Below are 22,130 nucleotides of genomic sequence, written 5' to 3' on the forward strand. Positions count from 1 at the left end.
TCCACTACACGCACTGGGGTGGGTTGAATCTCCGCCTCAAAACCACACTCTCCCCCGGAACACCCTACGGGGAGACTGAACCAATCACAGGAAACCGACGAGCCTTCGGACGATTCCTCGAGGAATCAACCTCGGAGTCAGTCTCCCTCGTGGAGACGGACTCTCAGTACGCGGACGTGGATATCACGCCCCTCGAAACCCGAGTAACCCTAGAGGGGATTCTCAGTGAGCATCTTGACTACGAGGTGCATGAAGCCCTCTACGTAGTCAACCTCGACTTCGATATCGAAGCCTATCGGACGTTCGCGCTGGGCTTCGGGGATTTCGCGAGGAGCGTAGACAGTAGTCCCCGGCGGGGACATGGGGTTGTGAGTACGATACGGTGGTATGATGGTGAGCCAGTCGGGGACGCGTATATCCGGGGGTGGTTCGCTGGCGCCCGCGAACTCACTGGCGTCATGATTGACCAAGACGTCTTCACTGAGCGGCAAGCAACAACATTCCTGGTCCAGCGCTTCCTCTCGAAACTCCGGAATCAGACCTCGCACGTGCGCCGGGCCGACCAACCCACACGCGCCTAACGCAGTACTCACTGTGACTTCGCCATCCCGTTCTCGATGTATCCGAGTAGCCGAAACGGAGTGATCGTAGGGGTTCATAGTATTCTGGTAGTTCCCACTGTGCGTCCGCCTTGTTTTTTCTCGCCCCTACGGGGTGCGGGGCGCACTGTTGTGTGTCGCGTTGAATAAAATGACATTAGGAGATGAACTCCATGGGCTTGGAATCACTGCATCGAAACGCGTGCTAAAGCGCGCTCAATACGAGGCCTTCGAACTCTCCCTCTTCGAGGGCGATATCATCGTTCGGAATGCGAGCCACGCGAACCCGAGTGAGCACGAGTACCGCATCACCATCCAAGATGGGCGACCAACCAAGTGTTCGTGTCCCGCTGATGCGAACTACAAGGGCGCATGCAAGCACCGAGTTGGCGTAGCAATCCGACGCCCCGTCCTCGAGGCCGCGAGCGAAATGCAGGTGCTCACGGATGGCGGGAGACCCCCAGTCCCTCAATTCGACGCACTCGAAACCGATGGTGAGGAGTGTGCGTGCGCTGACCTCCACGAGGACTTCCCGTGCTGGGAGTGCGTCCGCACTGGCAAACGTAGCCTCCCTAAGTGACCGGCTGAATTCCCTGGCCACTTGGGTTCTGAGAGCGCGTCTTGTCATCCCCTTTCTTCCGATTCGCCACTGGTGCTCAGCGATAGCTGCTAGCGTGATTGAGGGTTCTGCATACGGAGGAGGCTGCTTCGCGTCGTGTTCGCTGTATGGGGGTTGGAGCAGTGTTTGAGGCGCTATTCGCCGTAGGCTCATGGGGTGCAGTCTTTCGATGGCTGAGATGCTTCTCCCTGTTATCGATTTTGCGGCGATGTGCAAGTTGTGTGCAATAGCCGAAACCATTATCGACCTGTGTGCAGAATATGCACATAGAATGAGCGCGAGTGACGACCCACGACGAGTGCACTTCCAATCCCCAGAGTACCTCGTCGACCGACTCGATGCGATTGCCGACCTCTTCGACAAAGACCGGACGGACCTACTTGTCGAGGCTATCCGGGAATACATCGAAGACACCGCCGACAGCGAGACCTTCCAAGAGTTGGTCGCAACGAAGTACTACGAGGACCAACTCGGGTTTGAGACCGTCAAGCAACTGGTCGGCGCCGAAACCGCCCAGCGACTCCGCCTCCTCAAAGCAGACCTAGAGGACGAACCACTCGACCTCGATGCACCCGACGATATCGACATCTACGGTGATGACGCCCGAACGGTCAACACCAGCGACAATGATCAATGAGCGGCCGGCTGCAACTACGAACCGTCGTTGCTGACACCAGCGCACTGGTCAGTCTCGCTGTACCCCGTACTGACGCTGCGTACGACACCGACGTCAACCCGGACCCACTCCAGTACCTCCTCACCTCCTGTACAGTGTTCGTGCCGCCAGAAGTCATCACGGAACTCCGGGATCTCACGCAGTATCAGGACATCCACGGCGCCGCGGCGAACAACGTCCTCGCAGCTCGCAACCATTACACCGTCGAGGATCCCTATGAGCGAAGTGACACACCGGACTCGCGGCCGACGTTCGGTCTCGACGACGGCGAAACCGACGGAATTGTTCTTGCAAACACGCTTGACGCCGACGGCTTTCTGACCGACGAGTTCGGCGGGACGAACTTCCCACTAATCCACGCAGTGCTTCAGGGGCCACGGATCGTCCCGACGCCACGGCTCATCTGCGACTACGCCCGAAACGACCACATGACCAACAAGGAAGCGAAGACACTCCTCACTGCGATCAGCCCTCATCGAAGCTGGGACAACAGTCCGTACGTCACTCAGCTAGTGAGACACCTAGAAGAGTGAGGAGGGCCGTCATCGCCGTGGCCAGTAACACCGAAACTGGGTAGGATCGTCCTACTCCGTGTGATTCACCGTCGTGACTTAGAATAGCAAGTGGTCTGCAGGTGGTTCGTATCGCCTCGTATCTGGTAGCTACGCTTAATCTGGACTGCCAGAAGGGAGGAGGTGATACTCTGGCCGGTCTCACCCCCAGTGCCCTATCTGGCAGGGGCCGAGAACCAGCAGCCAGCAAGCACTACCGATCACATGGACTCCGCCAACAACACACCAACCCCACAGGACGACTCATATCCAGTACTGAATTCGAATCAACTCACGCGCTCACTCGTCGTCACCCTCCTCGGAATCATCGTATTCTCTCAGCCGGTGCTCGCCCAGGAGGTTGGGGCGGCGTTCTGTGAGACGAGTCTCGCGCAAACCATCAAGAACGTCTTCACGCTCATCCAGTTCGGCGGCCCACTCGTCGGTGGCGTCGTCGCCCTCGGCGCGGCCGTCCTGACACCAGTCGTGAGTCGCGTCGACCTGAAGAAGGAACTCAAGGAAACACGTAATCAAGCCCTCGTCTGGGGTGTTCTGGTTGCACCACTGGGCACGGCACTCCTGCAATTCCTCCTGAATAACGTCGTCGCCGGTGGCGCAAGTTGCACCTTCTAAGCCATCCCTCACTCCTACTCCTCGTCCTCGCACTCACCGTCACTGCGACTCCAGCCAACGCCACAACCAGCCAAGTAGACACCCACAGTCCGAGTGCGACCAACACGGACACCCCTGGGTTGGATACGATCAATCAATCCCCCACCACGGGAGAACTGAACTTCGCACCAGCTCCAGTCCCGGACCCTGGGTACGGGATTGAGAATGAGACGTTCTACGCGCTCTGGTCAGGTGACACCGACAACACTGGGAATGAGGATGTGAGTGGGCTGGGCGTTGATTTCGAGGAGAACATGCGGGAGCTCGCGTCGCGGACGGACATTCCATTCGATGCGCCACCCCCTGCCGTTGAGGTCTGGAATACTGGTGAACACCAAGTCTTCACTGGCCGAAACCCCGAGCAATCATTGTACCCCCGGGGCGTCGAACGCGAGCACGGCCAGTACGTTCGTGATGCGTACGTCGAACTCTTCGCAATCACGCCATCAACGCGTGTAATCGAAGCCAGCGACCAAACCCTACTCATCCCTCCCTCAGGGCGTATCCAGGCAATCATCGACTACCGAGTTCGCCTCCCTCCACGAATTGCGACGAACACGACTCGACGCAGCGCACGCCTACTCAACCACGAAATTAATTCGACACAACTCCTCGTCAACGGCGTCCCAGTCGAGAATACAACGAGAACGCATCGACCCGGCTTCTCCTATACTGGTCTCGACGACTTAACCAGACAATCAACTCAACACGTCATCGGGCTGAGCACGCGGATCTCCGCGCTCGTTGAAGTCCGTGAGTCGACATGCATCGCGTCGAATTCGACTGGGGCCTGTATTCGCTGGGAGACGAATACGAGCACGCAACGCGAATCCATCGTCGTCAGCACCAGCGAGGAGGTCGAAGTGTCCTCGCCCATCGTAGTCGGTGAGCGGGCACGCTTCCCTGACGACACGCAGGGTTTCAGTCTCGAAATCAGTGAGCCGTGGGCGGCGATTGAAACACCAAGTGGTGTGATTCGGAGTCGCTGGAAATTCTTCACCATGCGCCCACCCAACTGGACGTCGTTCACGCGAGCAACCACGAGAGGAAGCGAGCACATTCACCCACCCGTCCAGCCACTCAACACGTACGCCTACCCAAGCACACGACCCGCACGCTCAACGGAGGAATGGGGTGGGCTCACTCTCGAAGCGATTAGTGGCCCAGAAGTCCAGTCCCCGAGTCTACCCGCGAATACCGCGTTTGGAGTGCCAACAGAGGCCTATACGCGAGCCGACCACATCGTACTCCACTCGGAATCACCCACAGAACTCGAGGGCAGAATCCGGACGCTCACCGCGAACGAATCCCTCCCAATTCACACTGCAGGCCTCCCAGTACGCGAGATTCGGGAGACAAGTCTCGAAGTCAACGTGGTAGAGCACACGGCCACCGAGACACTCATCGACGTCACGCTCACAGAGACACGTACTGGGAACCCACTCCCCCGTAGTGCGGGTACGCTCACCGTCGAGGGTGCTCCCGTAGGGATTCCACGAACGGGAGACGCCCGAGTACGGATTCCCCGTGAGGACGGCGTGATAACCGCGCGCTTCGAACCCAAGGCCTGGTGGGACACCACAGACACCACAGACGGCAAAGAGACCACAGGCCGCGAGGAAAGTCCGGGCTTTGGGGCGAGTCGGGACCGCGTCTACGCTGAGGCAACCAGCCTCGATATCCTCGGGGTTAGTTCTGGCCTGGTACTCCCCGTGAGTCTGTTCCTCCTGGGGGTATTCCTCATTGATAGAATCACGGGATGGCGCATCTGGCCGCCCTGGAGAGGCCTCTAATGCACGCCCAACCCCGTACAGTGAATGAGAACGACGTTCGCGCTCTATACCTGCCAACCCTGGTTTTCGAGCCTTGGAGTCCCCGATGTCGATTCGGTCTGGGGGTGCTCTAGATGCCCTCAATTCGTGACGCGATTGTCGGCGCGCTCACGGAGCTACTGCGCGTGCTCTTCGAGCCTATCACGGGCATCATCGAGGAATACGCCGATGACCTCCTGGACGTCGTCGTATCGACGCCACGACCGGACACCGTTCTTGGCGCACCGACGAACGAGCCCTGGCCTGACCTCCACACATACTACTGGGATGCAATCATTCCGATTTCCCTGCTGGTATGGGCGCTCTCCGTTGGACTCGTGATCATGTTGGAAGCGACGGGCCACCTGTTCAGTGGGTACCATCAGACTCGATTGAAGAAACGTGTCTTCGCCGGCCTTTTGGGGATTCTATCGTGGTGGTGGCTCGCCGCGTTCTCCCTCCGATTCATCAGCGCACTCACTGGGATTCTTCTCCCGGACCTTTCGTCGGTCTCACTCTTCGAGACGCTCTCGTTCTCGGGGATGGGCGTGCTCGGACTCGCCATCTCCCTTACTGTGGATTTCGTGTTGTTCGCGCTGATCGCGGTGATCTACTTCGTGCGCCGAGTCACCCTCTACCTCTTCGTGTTGATGATGCCACTCCTCATCGCCCTCTGGGTACCAGGCGTCGGCCCCTTCGCACTCGTCTCCAGATTCATGACCCGGCTCGCAGGATTCTACATCCCGTTCTTATTCATGACACTCCCAATCGCCCTCCTGTTCCGACTCGGCGGTATCCTCGGAGGAAGTTTCTCACTCACGATGGGCGGCATCGGAGCATGGCTCACCGCACTCGTCATCCCACTCGTCGCGGTGCTCTCACCATTCGTGTTGTTTTGGCAGGCGAGCGCACTCTTCTTCATTGGTGGCCGCATGGCCCAGAACACTTCACGACAGACCGCCGGCCGACGCATCGATAGTGCGCGAAGCCTCGGCGCAACCACTAGCCGGGGCGTACGGAATGCTCGAGCGGGCGCTCGAGGTGAGCCCGCAGTCAGTGGGAGTGGACAGTACGTACTGGACTCGAGTCAGTCACGCGCACACTCACTCGGCTCCACGATTAGCACATCCAGTTCTAGCTTCCAAGACCGGCTTCGAGGCAGTGCTTCGGAATCTCGTAGTGGAAAATCCAGTAATTCGAGTGGGGAGGATCAGGCTGAGATTTCGTTTACAGCGATGGACGCGCGCCGAGACCAAACTCAAACCAAGGGGAGTGGAGGACGAAGTGAATCGGATTCCGGGCACGATGCGGGCGGGCGGAACACCTAGGGGAATGAGATTATGACACCAACCACTGACCCAGGCAAGCGCATCCCGAAGTCACTGAACACCGAAGCGAACCTCATTGGGTCCTACACGCTGACGGACGCCGCGGTCGCACTCACACCCGGCGTTATCGTCGTGCTCGGCTTCCAATGGCTAATTCCACCCGGCCTCGGATTCTCGCTAGGTGGGTATTCGTTCACACTGAGTATGCTGGTACTCCCACTCGCAGGCGTCGGAGTCCTCCTAGGGAGCACGTTCGTGTTACTTACTCCCCCCTATACGTCAAGTCTCGGATGGCTACAGGCCGCACTCGGATTCCATCGCAGTGAACGCGACCTGGATTTCGAGCTGGCGTGCACGGAGACGCGCTTCGAACGCGCCCACCTCAGCCGGAACGCCCTAGAGCGCCAGGACGGCACCCTCGTTGGGCTCGTCGAGGTGAGTGCGCCATTGCTCGCGCTGGCAACACCAAGCGAGTGGGCGGCCCACACGAGCGCGTTCGCGGACTTCTGCAACACCACCCTCGAATACCCCATCCAGATCTACTCCACAACGCGCGCCTTCGACGTAGATTCGTATCTCTCGACGTACGAGGATAGGCTCAGTGACCCGGACGTGCTCGCGAACCCACGCCTTGGCGCGCTCATCGAGGGGTATATCGAGTGGTATGAGACCGAGCTCGCCTCCCGTGAGATGACGATACGCGAACACTACGTCATCGTATCCGTCCACCCGGACTCACTCACGTTCGAATCGAACTCCATCCTCCAGAAAGCGAGTGCACTCCCCCTCATTGGAGTGTTCGCCCGCGTACTCAACGGAGCACACCATAGAGACCGGAGTACGGAGATCGCATTCGACGTACTCGACGAGCGCTGCCGGAGCATTGCATCCGGACTACGAGGCATCGAGGGCACGCACACCAAGCGAGTCGACGCCGAAACCGCAGTCACCCTCCTCAGCGACTTCTGGGGAACCCACAACCACCCACGTACGGAGGATGGTGTCCTCCGAGAGAACCCACTCATTACTCCACGAGGACGCCAATGAGCCTCCGAGACAAGCTCTCAAACTGGCGTGCCATCACTGCGAGCACAACCACTCCCGAAGCAACCGACACCGAGACAGACGACGACCAGGAAGCCTCCACACCAAGACACTACCCCCGTGAGGAAGACGCGACACGAATCCCGGAACGCGAAGAGGACAGTTCGAGTGCAGAATCGGACGTCGACGGCCCCGAGTATACTGTTGAACCACGATTCTCTGAGACTCCTCTGGATTTCAGTGGTCGTCGCCACCAACGAACGATTGCCCCCGGTGGCATCAAGGTCAATCCAACAAGCGTCCAAGTGGGGGAGTCCTGGGCGCGAACACTCTGGGTAGGAGAATTCCCCGATGAACCCCAGGACGGCCTCTTCGAGGCCTTGTACGCGAGCCCGGAGTCACGCACAACAGACATCTCACTACACATCCAACCGCGTGAAACCGAGGCCACACTGAGCGCGCTCGAAAACCAACTCGAGGACCTCGAAGCCGACCTCGAATATCTCGATGAGAAACGCCGCGCAAGCGCCAGGGGCGTCCAAGCTGACTTCGAGGACTACCGCGAACTCTACGACGTCCTTCGAAACACGCCAACCCGCGCCTTCGACGTCTCAATGTACCTGGGCGTCCGCGAAGCCGACCCCGAACACCTCCGTGGTGTGACGGACGCTGTCTCGAGTACAGCGCGGCGTGCACCAACGAACCTCCTACCAATCATGCCGCGCTGGCAGCAACTCCCAGCACTCCAATCAGTCAGCCCACTCGGAGTCGATGCACTCAGCGAGTCCATGGATACGACGACACCGATGCTCGGTGGCGCCCTCGGCGCGATGTACCCCTTCGTTTCTGGTGCGTTCTCCGAGCCCGGAATCGAATACGGAACCTACGCACTCAATGAGAGTCCCCTGGTTGTGGATCGTTTCGAGCGCGAAACTGGGTACTGCATGCTCGTCATCGGCCAACTCGGCGCGGGGAAATCCTTCTCGACGAAACTCCAACTCGTACGCCGAGCCATGTACGACCCCGATACGATACTCGTGATGCTCGACCCACTCGAAGGATTCGCGAGCGTCAACGACGCACTGGGTGGTGAACGCATCACCGTCGGGGGCACCCGTGGATTCAACCCACTCGAAACCAAGGCTACACCCCCGGACATCATCGAGGAAGTCCCAGACCTCGACCCCTGGGCCGAACAGGTCGCATGGGTCCTCGGATTCTTCGAGACATTCTTCCAAGAAGTCGCAATGAACCCCCTGGGGAGTCGAACCCAAACCCTGCGACGAGCCATTCAGGAAACCTACGAGGCTGCTGGCATCACCCGGGACCCCAGTACCCACGACCAAGCATCACCGACAATCCACGACCTCATCACCGTCCTCGAAGCCCTCCTCGAGAACCCACGCCGATTCGGGTACGTAACCGAAGGCGAACAAGAAAACGTCCTCGATGACGCCCAATCACTACTAACTGACCTACGACCGTCCTTCCGCGAGGGCGGCGACCTCAGCCATCTCGCACAACCCACGGAATTCGACCTCAATGCGCCCGTGCTATACTTGGATTTGCATCAAGAAGAAGGCGCGCGCAGTCGAGGTGAGACGAGCCTCCTGATGCAAGTATTATTCAACGCGGTCTATGAGCGCGCGAAACAATCGAGCAAACGCGTATTGTTCGTCATCGACGAAGCCCATTACCTCCTCAGCGAAGACGGCGCACGCTCATTCCTCGAAACAGCCGTCAGACACAGTCGCCACTACGACCTCTCCCTACAATTCCTCACACAAACCGGCGGAGAATTCGCACTCACACCCGAAGCGAAGACGATCGGACGACTCTGTTCGATGACGCTCATTCACCGCGTCAACGAGGAAGCCAGCGAACTCGCAGAATGGTTTGATTTGAATGACCGCGAAATCGAGTGGGTCCGCTCAGCGAAAGCCGGGAACGACGAAGACGGCTACTCCGAAGCTCTACTTGGTATTGACGGGGAAGGCTGGTTCCCACTTCGAGTACGTGCAAGCGACTACGAAACGGCCGTTATCTCAAACCCAGACTCAGTACTTCACAAAGCCGCTTAGTTAGAACGTCTGCTTGCTGAAGGTGTGTCTAAAACCAAACAAGCAGACGGTGAGATCCACGAGGACCAGCTTCTTAACTTTCTCGTCAACCGCCTTGACGAGGAAGTTTCGCTCTCGTTAGCCAATAACGCTGAAATCACTGCTGAAGACATCTATGAGGTCCTCGTCGGCGCTTGCGCCGACGGGACCTCTGTCTCTACGCTCTGTGCGTCGAGCCAGAACTCACCCGCTGGGAACACGGTCCTCTACCATCTTCGGACGAAGTTCGAGCCGGAACGGCTCGAACGAGTCGCTAACACGCTCCTGCGAAAGGATCTCGATGAATTGCTCCCCGAACAGGTGGAGGTCTGCGCAGACCTCCACCTGCGGCCCTACTACGGTGACGAAGACGACACAGACGGCCTCTATCACTCGGTAGCGAAGCGTGGAACCACTGCGTTCCACGCCTATGCCACACTCTACGCGCGTGTGAAGAACAAACGCTACACGCTGGCGGTACGCCGTCTCAAAGACGGCGATACCGCAAGTAGTGTCCTCGCTGAGTTCTTCGGTGTCCTCGACGGCCTTGACGCCGGGGTCAAGGCCGTCTACCTTGATCGCGGATTCTACGACAGTAAGTGTCTCACGCTGCTTCAGGCGCACAATTACGCGTACGTGATCCCGATCATCCGGTGGGGTGAGGCGATTCAGCAAGAGCTCTCGGAAGGATGGAGTCGCGTCATTCAGCATGATCTGACGGGGAAACTCGACGGTCACAGCTGGACCGTCGATTTTCCCGTCTACATCGACTGTACGTACCTAAATGGGAAGTATGACGAGAACGGTGTGGCGCGTCACGGCTACGCCGCTGACGCGCCGTTCATCGACTCACCACGGGACGCTCGATACCACTACTCGAAACGCTTCGGTATCGAGTCAAGCTATCGCTTGTTTGAGCAAGCGATAGCGACAACGACAACACGAGATCCAACGGTACGGCTGCTGTACGTGGTGGTGAGTCTCCTCTTACAGAACGTCTGGCGGTACCTTCACTACGAGTATGTGGCGACGCCCCGCCGAGGCGGGCGTCGCCTCTGGTGGTGGCCGTACAAGGAGTTCGTCAATATGATTCGACGAGCTGCGTGGACGGCCCTCGCGGTGCGTCGGGCCGTCCCCGCGAATCGGCCACCTGACGACCGATTCCACCGCTAACCACCGACCGAGCAAGCCAGCGGAGTGAGTGGCGACGCTGTCGCGTCGGCGGCTGACCGCCGCCGACAGCGACAGCTCTCCGTCGATCCGTCCGTAATTCTCTCGTCGAGACCGTCAGTACAACCGCTTCGACACAGAACTCAGGCCGCAGAAACAGCTAGCCGAGGATGCTTTGTGAGGTACTGATTCTAGCTATATTCCCTACGGAGCTACGAGTGCCCAGGCGGTATCGTAATTGTCCCTCAACGTCAGAGAGGATGTCCTGAGTAGCGCTCGTCGGCGGGTCTTTGATGGTGACCTCCTTCTGCTCCGAGACTCGGATTTCACCGATACCCTGTAACTGTGTTTGTTCATCTATCTTGCTCAGGGTGTTCGATTCAGCAGCAATGTACGTCCTATGAGCACCTTGCTGGTAGACGAGTGCTTGCCCGAGCGCCTTCAGTATCCCACTGTCTCCTTTAACTTCTACGGCGATCACCTTCCCCGTGGGGGTCCGACAGATTATGTCGGGACGTCGGTTTTGGATGGTGATATTATGGGTCGTGAATCTCTCTAGAATCGACTCATACCCTGCGCCTTCTTCGTGGCTCCCTGGGACATGGACTAGTATCTCGTATCCCCGAGCGGAGAGGTAGTCCAAGGTTGTCTCGAATACGTCCGGTTCGTCGAGCGACACATTCGACTCGTTAAATCGCCCTCGGTTTAAATCGACTGAAGATAGGGGCTACCACAATTCCTCTGTCTCCGCGTCTAACTGCGTCCCTGCGTAACGCAGGTCGTCGTTCGCGCTCGAGGGACTGGCGTACCCTCATCGTCTGTCTACTGTACTGTGACGTCGTACCGCGAGCGACAATTAACGAGCGTCACGCGACCGGGTCCCCAGTCTACCCTTCGAGGGCCTCGGAATCGACCGACTCCCGAAACTCCTTCAAGATGTTCCGGATGGCCACCATGCTCACGTCTGCCCCCTGAGCCACGGTCGACTGCGTGAGCGATTCAGAGGCGAGATAGAGCGCCGTGCCAGCGACCCCATCATCCCCACGGGAACTCCCGAGGATTGCAGCGTCGTACATGTCGACGAGCTCGTGGGCTTCCGTGACGACCTCAGGGTCGACCTTGAGTGCGTTGGCGATATCATCGAGGCGGTCATGGACAGCGTCGTTTGGCTGCCGGAGTTCCTCGGCATCGAACTCATCCAGTGTCTCGTTCAGCGTTTCGAAGGCCGATTTAGCCTTCTCGACCGAGTCCGCACCGGTGATAGTCGTATTTCCGGTGCGACGACGATAGCGGCGGACGCTCGAGAAGAGATTCTCAGTGCTGAGAGAGCCGAGAAGGACTGGACATGTGGTCCCTACCAAGTGCAACCCAGGTACTTTTATCATTGACAACCATTGGCCGCAGCGTGCCATTTCAGCGCGCGAAGCCAATCGACCAACTCTACGCAGATGTCGCCGACTACGAGCTGGTCGTCGTCCCTGACGCGCCGCTCGCTAGCGCCCTGAACCGCCGCCTCGAACGCCCCCACCTCGGAACGTTCGCCACCACACCGCGACGGCTGGCTGCCGGTCGTCGCGAGGAAGCCGAGGATCGCCTCGCGTTCCTCGAGCTCGTCCAACAGACGTCCCTCAACTGGAAGCGCGCCGCCTACGCTATCGGGAACATCCTCCAGTGCTGGGAACACCAGGGTCACCTCGACGCCGTTCTCGAGTACGAAACCTACGCCGACGATGCCACGAGACAGGCTCTAGAGCACATCAGGAGTCTCGTTACAACGTCGTCGCGTCTCGCAAAGTACCAGATTTCCGGCGACCGTGACGTGGCTGTGGTCGGGGAGTCCCAGCTCACTACTCTCGAGCAGTCTATCCTCCCGGACGAATACGACGCCTACGACGCTTTCAGCGGCCAATCGTTCGACTATCCGTCGTTCCACATCTTCAACTCCGCGACGGAGATCGCAGACACCGCCATTGACGCGGTCACCCAAGAGAACGCTGGAGATGTGGCGATAGTTCTGGACAGCGCCAGCGAGTACTCCTCCCTCATCGAATCTGGCCTCGAAGCCGCCGACCTCCCCTTCTACGGTGGCCCTGGGTTCGCCGACCATCCGGACCATCGAGCCTTCCTCCGTTTGCTTCGCATCGCACACGCGGGAACCGATACCTGCATCGAAGAAGTTCGGTCCGTCCTCACTAGCCTCGATTGTGCACCCGGTATCGAACACGATGAGAAACGCCTCCACGAACTCGACCACGATGCAGTGTCGTGGGTGGTCGATTTCTGTACTGGAATTACCGACTACACGTTCGAAGAGGCGCTGAGTGCCTTTGAGACACGAGCGAACTGCGAGCTACCGGAATTTGGAGATGAACTGGACGGGCTTGGCATCGCTGACCAGCCGGTCACCGAGGCTGCCGTCAACCAGTTAGAATTCTATCTGCAGACCTACGAAGTGCCAGTTGAGCGCGAGAACGAGGGCGTGCTCCTGGCGGACGCGAAATCCGCCGCGTACGTAGACCGGCCACTCGTCTTCCACCTGGGTCTCGACGAGGACTGGACGCACAGCGCGCCACAGCGCCCTTGGGTGGACGAAGACGCCCAGTACACGCGGAATATCCAGCAGTTCCAACTCCTCCTGCAGAGCGGCGCCACCCAGTACTACCTCGTCCAAGACGCCGAAGGCGGGTCTCCGATCACGCCGTGTCTGTACTTCGAAGAACTCCTTGAGGAGGAGTTCGACCAATTCAGCGACCTCGACGCCATCCACCACACGACGCGACGGAGCACGGGCGAAAAGGAGTTCAACAGAGAACCTCGGGGTGTCGAGTCCTCGTCCGTTCAGACGGTCAGTCAGTCCACGCTGAGCACGTACGTCAACAGCCCGCGCGACCACTTCTTCTCCCGGCTCGTAGATTCGCCCGACAAGGAGTACTTCCGGCAGGGGAATCTCTTCCACGACTTCGCCGAATACTACGTTAACCATCCCGACGCCGTCGACGACAACACAATCGAATCAGCGATCGACCTCATAGTCGAGAAGACGCGAGCGTTCACGCGGTCCGTCGACGAGCCAACACGCCGTACGAGGTACCGCTTCGGCCTCGAGATGATTACCGACTATCTCGATGAGACGCTCCCGGAGAATGATTCGTTCCTGACCGCGACCAGCGGCTGGGGCACAAATACGTTCGCGGAGCACTTCGACCGGCCGGTGGACTCCCCACTCACCGAGCGCTGGTTCGAGAACCACGACCTCGGCTTGAAGGGCAAAATCGACCTCGTGAGTGGCCCCACCTCACTCGTTGACCACAAGAGCGGGGGCCGCAAGCGTGCTTCCCAGGTGGTCAATGGTTCGGCCATCGACCCGCCGAGTGACCGTCCGAACTTCCAGGCGCTGGCGTACCTCGCACACTGGCGCTCGGTCAATCCCGGCGAGGAACTGGATTTCACCTTCTTCCACTTCCTCGACCCCCTAGACAACGCTATCACCAGCGAAGCCGCCATCGATGACGCTCTGACGACGGTCACCTACTATCCGACGTCGTTCGCGGCGTTCGCGAAGTCCCGGGATACGTACGACCGGCTGGTCGAGGATGGCGCGAACAACTGCCAGAAGACCTTCTCGAAGGCCACCTACGACGACTACCGCAGGGTCTTCGAATTAGTCTCATTCCCGGAGAAGACAGACAAAAGCGCGCTGTTGGAATCCGAGTTCGCTGACCATCTGATCGAGGAGATGCAGTCGGTGGTTGGCGAGTACAAGTACGTCAGGTCGGGGTGTGAGCAGGCGCTCCGGCAACTCGCACGCGTTGGGGGCCAGAACTTCTTCGAGGACGATGTCGACGCCTTTGAAGAATTCGTTGAGGAGCGTATCTCGGAGTTGAATCGGCGCCGTGCTGGCGAGGAGCGATTCCCTGTCGACGGCCTTGGTGGCGAGCCGAACTACCGGTATGTGGACAACCGCGACCTCCTCTTGGAGGGCCGCCATGACTGACCTCGAACCGAATCCGCGACAGCAGGAACTCATCGATAGCACGGACGGCATCTACCGCGTTGATGCAGGGGCTGGCACAGGGAAGACGTTCACTGTTACCCGGCGGTACGCGAACATCGTCCAGCAGGACGACGTCAGGCCCAAGGACGTACTATTGGTGACGTTCACGAACAATGCGGCCGCGGAGATGCGCGAGCGCATCGTCGAGCACTGCCACTACGGGATGCGCGAACTCGGGGATGCCCCCATTCAGACGTTCCACTCGCTGTGCCATGACCTCCTCCAAGAGCATGGGCACGCTGCGCCAACCCATCTCGGTATCGACGACCGCATCACGGGGTCGACTCGACTGGTCGAGGATGAGCTCGTCGAGGAGGCGTTGTTCCAGCAGTTCATTAACCGGTTCAGCGACGACCACCGTGAGTACGATGATGTCTTCCGGGCCGTCTCTGATCCCGTCGAGCTACTGAGCCTTGTGAAACAGTTGGCCGCCAAGGGTGTGTTCCCCGATTCTGAGGGGTGGTATCGGGACGGCGAGCGCCACCTCGACGGTGACTTCGACGCGTTCCAGACGCTGTTCGAGGAGGTGAACGAGCCACGGAATGGTGGGAGCAAGCAGTCCAAACTCCGCTCGAAGCTCGGGCAGTATGGCCGAAATGCGTGCTATCTCCCAGAGGCGCCCGACAAACACGAGGTGCGTGGCAGCGGTAAACAGGTCCCCGAGGACCTCGCTGGAGAGGTGTTCCACGCCGACCGCGAGCACCTGAAAGCGTTCGTCCACGACGTCTACCACGAATACCTCGAGTTCGCCCTACAGCGGAACTATCTGAACTTCGGGTTCCTCCAATTGTTCGCGTACGTCCTGCTCTGCGAGAATCACCAACTCAGGGACGAGGTCGCCTTCGAGTACGTGATGATCGATGAGTTCCAGGACTCCAGTGAGATCCAGTTCAAGCTCGCGCTCCTGCTCGCCGACACCGACAACATCTGTGTAGTCGGTGACTGGAAGCAAAGCATCTACAGCTTCCAGTACGCCGATGTCGACAACATCGTCCACTTCGAGGACCGCCTCGAACGATTCGTCGAGGAACTCAACAGCGACCACGAGCGAGTCGGCTTCCCGACCGACTCGGTCACGCCCATCGAGTTGACCGAGAACTACCGGTCCACCCAAGAGATCCTCGACTTCTCCGAGCACGCACTCCTCACGCCTGCCGCGAGCAGCGATAGCCTCAACGAGGAAGAAGTCCGGGACCGCATCGTCTCCCTGGATTCGAACGCAGCCCACGAGAACACGACTATCGAAGCGCTGCAGAGCGAAGACGAGCACGAGGCAGTCCTCGCAAGAATCGAGGACATCGTCGGCAACGACAACTACCAGATTGACGGCGCCGAGGACGACGACGAGGAAGGTGAGCTCCGGACGCCCCGGTACGAGGATATCGCGGTCGTCACAAGGACGCGTGATTTCGGCCGTGACCTCCTCCAGACCGCCGAGGAGTACGGCCTCCCGATGGCGTACGAGGGCGGTATCGAGTTGTTCCGCACCGACCAGGCGAAACTCCTCATGGCGTGGCTCCGTATCCTCGAGGACGACGCCGACCGCGGTTGGGCAGTCGTCCTCGAAGATGCCGGCTACACGTTCGACGAGGTCGGCAACATCCTCGAGACTGGGGACTACCCCGAGAGTATGCGTTCGTTCCGTGAGAGCCTTCGAGAGATGGAGACGCTCGGCGCCGTTGCTCGGCGCGTCTTCCAGCGGTACGGCTACGACGGCGCGACCGCTGACGTCGTCCTCCACACTATCCAGTCCATCCACGACACGACCACGCTGACGCGGGGCGACCTCATCCGCTTCATCGAACGCAGCATTGAGGCTGGCAGCACCCACGAAGTCCACACTGGGACAGGGACGAACTCGGTGACCGTCCAGACCATCCACGCCACAAAGGGCCTGGAGTATCCCATCGTCATTCTCGCGAACATGAACAGTGGGCGCTTCCCGCCCTCCAGCGGTGGCGCGAACACAATCACCTACGACGACCCAATCGGGCTACGCCAACACGAGATGTATTCAGCGGACGCCCACGGCCACCCCCACATCTATGATAACTGGCGCACCGACGTCCTCCAGGCGTGTCTCCCCCGGAACTACGACGAGGAACGCCGACTGCTGTACGTCGCCATCACGCGCGCCGAGAGCCACGTCATCTTCACCGCCGGCGACGACCCGAATACATTCCTCGAGGAACTTCCCGTGGAGATCAAGTCGGTTACGCCCGACCCCGGTGCGATTACGGCGAGTGAGACTGAGCAGACGACTCTCGATGTTAGTGTCCCGACGCCTGATGGCCCGGTAGGGCACACGCCGCATACGCTGATGCGTGACGACGTCTTCGAGGACGTCGACGATGGTCGCGGAACCGAGTTTGGCAATCAGGTCCACGACTTCGCTGAAGCATATGCCCTTGGCGAAGAGGTGACACCCTCGAACAAGGACGAACGCCACGTCGCAGCGTTCTTAGATGGTCTGGAGGGGGAGTTACTGGTAGAGGAGGACGCTTCGCTTCCCCTGACTGTTGAAGGGGAGCAGGTAACGGTCTCAGGCATCGTGGACCTCATTCACGTCACACCGGATTCCGTGGAGATTGTCGACTACAAGACCGACCGCGGCCGTCATGGCGAACCTGAGTACCGAAAGCAGCTGAGCGTCTACTATCACGTTGCGAAGTCCGTGTATCCCGACCGCGAGATTTCGGCGAGTATCTTCTACACGGATCAAGACGAGCGACAATCGATTGAGCCCTTGACGATGGCAGTTCTCGAAGACATAGTAGGGAGAATCGAACGTCCTGGCTAAGTCCGGGACTCTGGCCGAGGATATATTCCGAGCGGCCGTAAGCTGAAGATAGTGTATCTTTACTCCCCCGGCGAAATCGACCGCGAACGCGCCTACCACCAAGCCGTCATCCAGTGCGCCGACGACGTCGTCCTCTCGACCGAGGTAAATAATGACTGAGAAAGATGATTCCGTGGAGCAATCCACTGACGAGGCCGGAATCACCGATGAGGACATGGCGCGAATCGGGGTGTATCTCCGGAAACCCAGGCACACTCGGAGTGTTGACGACCTCCGTCCCTCCTCGGAGAAATAACTCACGCGAAGACAGCGAGGCGTCAATTGGGTCTCCTAATCTATCAGTGAGGGAGTCCCAACGAGACCTGAAGTCAATCAGGTCTTACTCCCTCTGCTCAATGTCGGCCCTATTCACACAAAACCCTGGGGCAAAGAATCAGTAGTTCGAAATCCTGTCGTCCAGCGCATGACTTCCACGTTCCCCCTATCCTCTGTACTTACCGACAGCGAGTGTCGGAGAAGAGGGGGTTGTACGACAGGACGGTTCCTCGAACTAGCCGGTAAGTAGAGGTGCATTGACCGTAGAGATTCGTACCAGTTTCAGGTAATGTTCTGAGCGCCGTGCAAGACACAGAGGCTAGATTCAGCACGAGAGCTGCGGTCTGTTTACAAAAAGGGGTGAATTCTGTTCTGGTGCCGGGGAGAGGCGCTACTCGCACTCGACGATGAAGCCGCCAGCGGCGTCGAGAACTTCGTCCGGAGCCAACGGCTCGTCGAAGGCACTGGGGAACGGGGAGTCACCGTTGAGCAGGTTGAGATACGACGCGTGGCGTGCCTCGACCGTGGCAATAGTCGCACCGGCCGTTAGTAGTTCCTCGGTTTCGATCAGACTGATAGCGCCGTCGTAGGCTGAGACACCGGTGTTTTCGAGGACGGCGGCGACACCGAGGAACTCGCTGACGTTGTCGTATCCGAATTCGTAGCACGCTTCTTCGACGGGGTCCCCGCCGAGATCCTCGATAACGGACGTCAACGTGTCGACGTGGGTCTCCTCGTGGTCGCGAACGTCTTCGAGGTTCGATTGGACATTCCCCTTAACGCGGTTGGAGAATCCTCTGAGAACGTCGGCTTTCCTGAAGTCCTTCGCGTCGAAGCATTCGAGGGCGTCACGGTAGAAGGCGTATTCGAGGTGTTCGAGAGTCAGTGCGAAGTTCAGCACTTCCACGTCGTCGAAATCGTCGTCGGTCCCATCGTGAGCGAGTGCTGTGTTCGAGCTGCCGATAGCCAGCGCGAGCGCTCCTGCTCCTGCCGCTGCCGACCGACGGAGGAACGATCGCCGCGATGAAAGATCGGCGTTGCGAATCTTCGATACAAGGGCCTCATCTACCATGGAATCTTCATCCATGGCCCCTAGTAGACAGGCCACGAGGATAGTAAGAAACGGCGTAGTTGCTGGTAGTACGGGCTTATTTGCCCTTTGTCTGCGCGACTCGCGCCCGATATCTTGCACGGGTGTCTTACCAGGTAGTCGATAGTTCGTAGTTTCCCGCGTTACATCGCTCACCTGTACTTAGCGATTCAGAGCTAGATTTGTTGGTTGTTGAGTGCCCAGAAAGTCGTCCCTATCGGGACCCCTTGTACAAATATATGGGCTCGGTTGGGGGTGTGTGGCGGTGGCAACAACCGCACCGGCCCCCCTCTGCCAGATTTGCTCGCGAGCGTCGCCACGCGGCGAATCGCGCGTGTTTTATATATACTCCATGGCCGGCCGGGTCGCGCGCGGCCCACGGTGCTCAGCGACCTTCGGGAGCACGACGGCCGCCGTGGGCTTACAGTAAAGGGGGGGGCAGGTTTCGCTTGACACCTTTACACCGTTACGCGGTCTGCCAATTCCAAGAAGGTTCTATGCAACCTGCTTCGTGGCGATTCGTAGGATTTCGTCTCCTTTGCTCGTAGTTCGCACTGCTACTAGTCTCTCCCCAATGTAGAGCGGGTTTCAGGGACAGTAGTGTCCTCATATGGTACGCAGAATACGTGGCAGCGGTGACTCGGTCTCAACGATTTTCGTCCCACCAACGGGCCGTAGCTTCGCTTGCGCTCCGCACGGTCGGTGCGGTGTAGTTTGTGCTTGTGGCCTTAACCACACCTCTAAGGGGGAATGCGACCGCTCCGGTCGCATTCCCCTTGGGTGCGGTTGGGGGCGCAACGACCGAAGGGAGGCCGCGCCCCCAACCGCCAGCGCACTAACCCCCCTCTGAGCCGGGAGAATCCGCCGGAAAACAGGGTTCCGAACAGTGTTGCCACTACGCCGGAGGGCGCGTCAGCCGGGGTTTACGTAGTAGTGAACGCGGCTGTACCGCCCATCACCGAGCAGAATCTGCGCGGAGAGGAACCGGCTAGCGTCGTGCCGGGTCGCTTTCCAGAGACGGTAGCCGGTCTTGACTGCACGATTCACGTTGTCGCTGTAGTCGCTGAAATCGAGCGTCAGATTGTCGTTTCTCCGGGATACGTCCACGCGGTGCCGTTCAGCCCAGGCGTAGAACTCGGCGGCGGCCGAGTCTCGGCCACGCTCCGCCGCGTCGATGGCCTTCGCGCTCGCCTCGACGGCCCGGCGGGTCGCGTCGCGTGCCTCCTGGACAGCTTCGTGAACAAGCTCTGCAACTCGGGTCGAGCGGAGGCCCACCTCGGCGTACTTCTGCTCAACGAGGTCGTCTAATCGACGTAGCGCCCGACGCACAGAATCAACGTGACGGTCTGTAGCGTCCGCGATATCGCGTGGTGATACCTTGCCGCCGTCAGTCACCAGCATCTCAAGACTCTCCCACTCGACGGGGCTCAGGCCGTCTGTGAGGTGGCGCACAACCACGCTTTCGTGCGTGGTTTCTAGTTGGTCGAGATCGATAACGGTCGGTTCCGGTTGGCCGTCGAGCACGTCGGCCGCGAAGTAGGCGTCCGGCACGAAGTCACCCACGTCCCGTTGGGGAGCGAGGTCGAGCCCTGCCTCCAGGAGGACGGCCCGAACCGTCGCGTCCAACTCGTCGCGCAGATTCTCGAGGTCGCCCCACCGAAGCGTCTCGTCATGAAGAGAGACCTGATAAGATGCGCCGAGTTTCGGGTGGCTGAGCGCGTTCGACTCGTCGAGCGAGACCGCTTCCCGCGAGTAGTAGTGCTTGACCTCCTTCGGCAGTTCGTGGGCGGGGAACGCCTCACGGATTCGCTCCGGGCCAAGCGTGACCGTCGAGTAGTAGCCGGGGCGGTTCCGCCCATCTTCGTCCGTGTCGTTCTCTACGAGCTTTCGGTAGCCGCTCCGGTCGCTAGTGAGCAGGTGGTACATTTGTGCGAGTGGACCGTCTCTCGCGTGAATCGGACCGCTGGCGTCCTTGTGGACGCGCACGTACCGCTCGGCGTCTTGGATATTGCTGTACTCGTGGAGGCGGTCGAAGTTCCAACCCGGCACGCCCACGGCGTTGACGCCGAGGCGTAGCAACTCAGGGTAGCGAGTGGCTTCGATGTTCGACCCGATGATAGCCGCATTGATGGCCTCCTCGATGCCGTCCGGGACGTTGTACTCAGAAACGGTGCCGCTGCTCGACCGGACGTGCATCCCGGCCCATCGCGGCGCGAAGTGAACGTTGAACCGTTGGAGACCGCCCCGATCGTCGGGGTCGTACTCGGAGGGGTCGCCAAGCGGGTCTTCCTTCGGGTGGCGTCGGACGTCAAGACGGAACTCCCGCATCTCGCCGGCTAACTCCCACCGCGTGCCGGTGGGAGTCACGTCCTCCGGGGGAACGATATTTGACGGCTGGTAGGTGAGTCGGGCCTGCCAACGTTCGCCATCGGCCTGGAACTCACACCACGCGCTCTTTCCGTCGAGCTCGTTCACGCGAGCGTGCAGGGCGAAGTGGGGAGAGAGGCCGCGCTTCGCGTAGATGAGGTTGGCCTTGAACTCGTGCCACGCGGGTTCAACGGCCTTCATCTGCGGGCCTCCTGGGCCTCCTGGGCGTCGACGCGGTTGTACTCCGGCCCCTTGTCGGGAGTTAGATCGCTAAGGTCGTCTACATCTTCGAAGAGGGGCCTTTGGTGGTCGGAGGTCTCACCGAGCGGGGTCAGTCCAAAGTCCTCCGGGTCGTGGTCGGCAATGTGGAGGTCTCGGCTCTCGTTCGGGCTGAAGTCGTATCCGCAGGCCGGACACTCGGTGAGAATCAGCACTTCGCGGCTTCTGGAGAACTGAAGGGTCCGGAGAGTCACGCGGACCACCCCCAGATTTCGAGTATGGGATTCGCATGATTGCGCCGACCCCCGACCAGGGAGTGGTTGAAGTACCGCTCAACGGCCCTGTTCCCGAATACCCGGAAACGGCGTTTTCGTGGGGTAGAGTTGCCTCTATCCGTATCTTGGGTTGAAGTAAGAACCGCCGAGTGGGTGTATGGGCCCTGGCGGATTTGAACCACCGCTCACCCGGTGTCTCACAGTCCCGCCACACAAAGTGACAGACAACTGATATGAGCCGGGGGCTTTAAACCAGACTAAGCTAAGGGCCCTGTGCGTGGAGGTTTCCGTTGGTTGGCCTTAGGGGTGTCGGGTTACTACAGGTGGATTGAGGACTAAGTTATCTCAATCCAGGATTCCATGTTTTTCGAGGGCGACTCGAAGCTCGTCTGCGTTTTTGACTACGAGCACTGTGTGAGTGTGGCGTTCTAAGTGCTTGAT

19 protein-coding genes and 1 tRNA gene are annotated in these 22,130 nt (G+C 59.4%); 12 read left to right on the forward strand and 8 right to left on the reverse strand.

The window, feature by feature from the left end; all coding sequences use genetic code 11:
- Positions 1-149 precede the first annotated feature (149 nt).
- On the forward strand, positions 150-581 hold the full coding sequence (locus HALDL1_04140; GenBank protein ID AHG05139.1) for a hypothetical protein: 432 nt from the start codon (positions 150-152) through the stop codon (positions 579-581).
- A gap of 223 nt (positions 582-804) precedes the next feature.
- On the opposite strand, the gene HALDL1_04145 is transcribed toward HALDL1_04140, so the two are convergent.
- Entirely contained in the window at positions 805-1,200 is a 396-nt protein-coding gene (locus HALDL1_04145; GenBank protein ID AHG05140.1) for a hypothetical protein, read from the reverse strand.
- 226 nt (positions 1,201-1,426) lie between these two features.
- Here HALDL1_04145 and HALDL1_04150 point away from each other — a divergent pair, with 226 nt between their 5' ends.
- The 3 genes from HALDL1_04150 to HALDL1_04160 all read left to right on the forward strand — a co-directional run bounded on the left by HALDL1_04150 (position 1,427) and on the right by HALDL1_04160 (position 3,078).
- Entirely contained in the window at positions 1,427-1,855 is a 429-nt protein-coding gene (locus tag HALDL1_04150; GenBank protein ID AHG02891.1) for a hypothetical protein, read from the forward strand.
- Positions 1,852-2,427, forward strand: coding sequence for a hypothetical protein (locus HALDL1_04155; GenBank protein AHG02892.1), 576 nt, complete (start codon positions 1,852-1,854; stop codon positions 2,425-2,427). Before HALDL1_04150 ends, HALDL1_04155 begins: the two co-directional genes overlap by 4 nt.
- Before the next feature lie 363 nt (positions 2,428-2,790).
- Entirely contained in the window at positions 2,791-3,078 is a 288-nt protein-coding gene (locus HALDL1_04160; protein ID AHG05141.1) for a hypothetical protein, read from the forward strand.
- Between the two features lie 742 nt (positions 3,079-3,820).
- Here HALDL1_04160 and HALDL1_04165 read toward each other — a convergent pair.
- Positions 3,821-3,994, reverse strand: coding sequence for a hypothetical protein (locus HALDL1_04165; GenBank protein AHG05142.1), 174 nt, complete (start codon positions 3,992-3,994; stop codon positions 3,821-3,823).
- Positions 3,995-4,325: 331 nt separating this feature from the next.
- On the opposite strand from HALDL1_04165, the gene HALDL1_04170 reads away from it, so the two are divergent.
- The 5 genes from HALDL1_04170 (at position 4,326) to HALDL1_04190 (ending at position 10,572) form a co-directional block, all read left to right on the forward strand.
- The gene (locus HALDL1_04170) at positions 4,326-4,910 is read left to right on the forward strand and encodes a hypothetical protein (GenBank protein ID AHG05143.1); all 585 of its coding nucleotides are present in this window, start codon (positions 4,326-4,328) and stop codon (positions 4,908-4,910) included.
- Between the two features lie 113 nt (positions 4,911-5,023).
- Positions 5,024-6,256 carry a hypothetical protein gene (locus HALDL1_04175; protein AHG02893.1) on the forward strand — a complete coding sequence of 411 codons (1,233 nt, stop codon included), beginning with the start codon at positions 5,024-5,026 and terminating at the stop codon, positions 6,254-6,256.
- A 12-nt stretch (positions 6,257-6,268) separates the two neighbouring features.
- Positions 6,269-7,303: a hypothetical protein gene (locus tag HALDL1_04180; GenBank protein AHG02894.1), complete on the forward strand. Its 1,035-nt coding sequence runs from the start codon at positions 6,269-6,271 to the stop codon at positions 7,301-7,303.
- Positions 7,300-9,381 carry a transfer complex protein gene (locus HALDL1_04185; GenBank protein ID AHG02895.1) on the forward strand — a complete coding sequence of 694 codons (2,082 nt, stop codon included), beginning with the start codon at positions 7,300-7,302 and terminating at the stop codon, positions 9,379-9,381. The genes HALDL1_04180 and HALDL1_04185 overlap by 4 nt, the downstream gene beginning before the upstream one ends.
- Before the next feature lie 24 nt (positions 9,382-9,405).
- Positions 9,406-10,572, forward strand: coding sequence for a transposase ISH3 (locus tag HALDL1_04190; GenBank protein AHG02896.1), 1,167 nt, complete (start codon positions 9,406-9,408; stop codon positions 10,570-10,572).
- 157 nt (positions 10,573-10,729) lie between these two features.
- Here the strand turns inward: HALDL1_04190 and HALDL1_04195 are convergent, their stop codons facing one another.
- Together HALDL1_04195 and HALDL1_04200 are read right to left on the reverse strand one after the other, a co-directional pair.
- Positions 10,730-11,248, reverse strand: coding sequence for a hypothetical protein (locus HALDL1_04195; protein ID AHG02897.1), 519 nt, complete (start codon positions 11,246-11,248; stop codon positions 10,730-10,732).
- A 208-nt stretch (positions 11,249-11,456) separates the two neighbouring features.
- Positions 11,457-11,954 (reverse strand): hypothetical protein, encoded by a 498-nt coding sequence (locus HALDL1_04200; protein AHG05144.1) that lies wholly within the window; start codon positions 11,952-11,954, stop codon positions 11,457-11,459.
- A gap of 20 nt (positions 11,955-11,974) precedes the next feature.
- Between HALDL1_04200 and HALDL1_04205 the strand changes: the two genes are divergently transcribed.
- From HALDL1_04205 to HALDL1_04215, 3 genes are read left to right on the forward strand one after another with little or no spacing between them, the layout of a single operon-like run.
- Positions 11,975-14,563, forward strand: coding sequence for a hypothetical protein (locus tag HALDL1_04205; GenBank protein AHG02898.1), 2,589 nt, complete (start codon positions 11,975-11,977; stop codon positions 14,561-14,563).
- Positions 14,556-17,423 (forward strand): ATPase AAA, encoded by a 2,868-nt coding sequence (locus HALDL1_04210; GenBank protein AHG02899.1) that lies wholly within the window; start codon positions 14,556-14,558, stop codon positions 17,421-17,423. The genes HALDL1_04205 and HALDL1_04210 overlap by 8 nt, the downstream gene beginning before the upstream one ends.
- 51 nt (positions 17,424-17,474) lie before the next feature.
- Positions 17,475-17,582, forward strand: coding sequence for a hypothetical protein (locus HALDL1_04215; protein AHG05145.1), 108 nt, complete (start codon positions 17,475-17,477; stop codon positions 17,580-17,582).
- A gap of 547 nt (positions 17,583-18,129) precedes the next feature.
- Here HALDL1_04215 and HALDL1_04220 read toward each other — a convergent pair.
- The 4 genes from HALDL1_04220 to HALDL1_04235 form a co-directional block, all read right to left on the reverse strand.
- Positions 18,130-18,825: a hypothetical protein gene (locus HALDL1_04220; protein AHG02900.1), complete on the reverse strand. Its 696-nt coding sequence runs from the start codon at positions 18,823-18,825 to the stop codon at positions 18,130-18,132.
- Between the two features lie 915 nt (positions 18,826-19,740).
- Positions 19,741-21,396 carry a hypothetical protein gene (locus HALDL1_04225; protein ID AHG02901.1) on the reverse strand — a complete coding sequence of 552 codons (1,656 nt, stop codon included), beginning with the start codon at positions 21,394-21,396 and terminating at the stop codon, positions 19,741-19,743.
- Positions 21,393-21,668: a hypothetical protein gene (locus HALDL1_04230; protein ID AHG05146.1), complete on the reverse strand. Its 276-nt coding sequence runs from the start codon at positions 21,666-21,668 to the stop codon at positions 21,393-21,395. The genes HALDL1_04225 and HALDL1_04230 overlap by 4 nt, the downstream gene beginning before the upstream one ends.
- A gap of 179 nt (positions 21,669-21,847) precedes the next feature.
- Positions 21,848-21,961: transfer RNA gene (locus tag HALDL1_04235), tRNA-Met, on the reverse strand.
- Positions 21,962-22,130: the final 169 nt, after the last annotated feature.

The organism is Halobacterium sp. DL1, from assembly GCA_000230955.3.
Lineage (GTDB): Archaea > Halobacteriota > Halobacteria > Halobacteriales > Halobacteriaceae > Halobacterium.

What these genes read in the sequence shown, in the direction of transcription:
- HALDL1_04150 (AHG02891.1), top strand. Translation starts at nt 1,427, where the DNA reads ATGTGCAAGTTGTGTGCAATAGCCGAAACCATTATCGACCTGTGTGCA.
- HALDL1_04155 (AHG02892.1), top strand. Translation starts at nt 1,852, where the DNA reads ATGAGCGGCCGGCTGCAACTACGAACCGTCGTTGCTGACACCAGCGCA.
- HALDL1_04165 (AHG05142.1), bottom strand. Translation starts at nt 3,994, where the DNA reads ATGGGCGAGGACACTTCGACCTCCTCGCTGGTGCTGACGACGATGGAT.
- HALDL1_04175 (AHG02893.1), top strand. Translation starts at nt 5,024, where the DNA reads ATGCCCTCAATTCGTGACGCGATTGTCGGCGCGCTCACGGAGCTACTG.
- HALDL1_04180 (AHG02894.1), top strand. Translation starts at nt 6,269, where the DNA reads ATGACACCAACCACTGACCCAGGCAAGCGCATCCCGAAGTCACTGAAC.
- HALDL1_04185 (AHG02895.1), top strand. Translation starts at nt 7,300, where the DNA reads ATGAGCCTCCGAGACAAGCTCTCAAACTGGCGTGCCATCACTGCGAGC.
- HALDL1_04200 (AHG05144.1), bottom strand. Translation starts at nt 11,954, where the DNA reads ATGATAAAAGTACCTGGGTTGCACTTGGTAGGGACCACATGTCCAGTC.
- HALDL1_04210 (AHG02899.1), top strand. Translation starts at nt 14,556, where the DNA reads ATGACTGACCTCGAACCGAATCCGCGACAGCAGGAACTCATCGATAGC.
- HALDL1_04220 (AHG02900.1), bottom strand. Translation starts at nt 18,825, where the DNA reads ATGGATGAAGATTCCATGGTAGATGAGGCCCTTGTATCGAAGATTCGC.
- HALDL1_04225 (AHG02901.1), bottom strand. Translation starts at nt 21,396, where the DNA reads ATGAAGGCCGTTGAACCCGCGTGGCACGAGTTCAAGGCCAACCTCATC.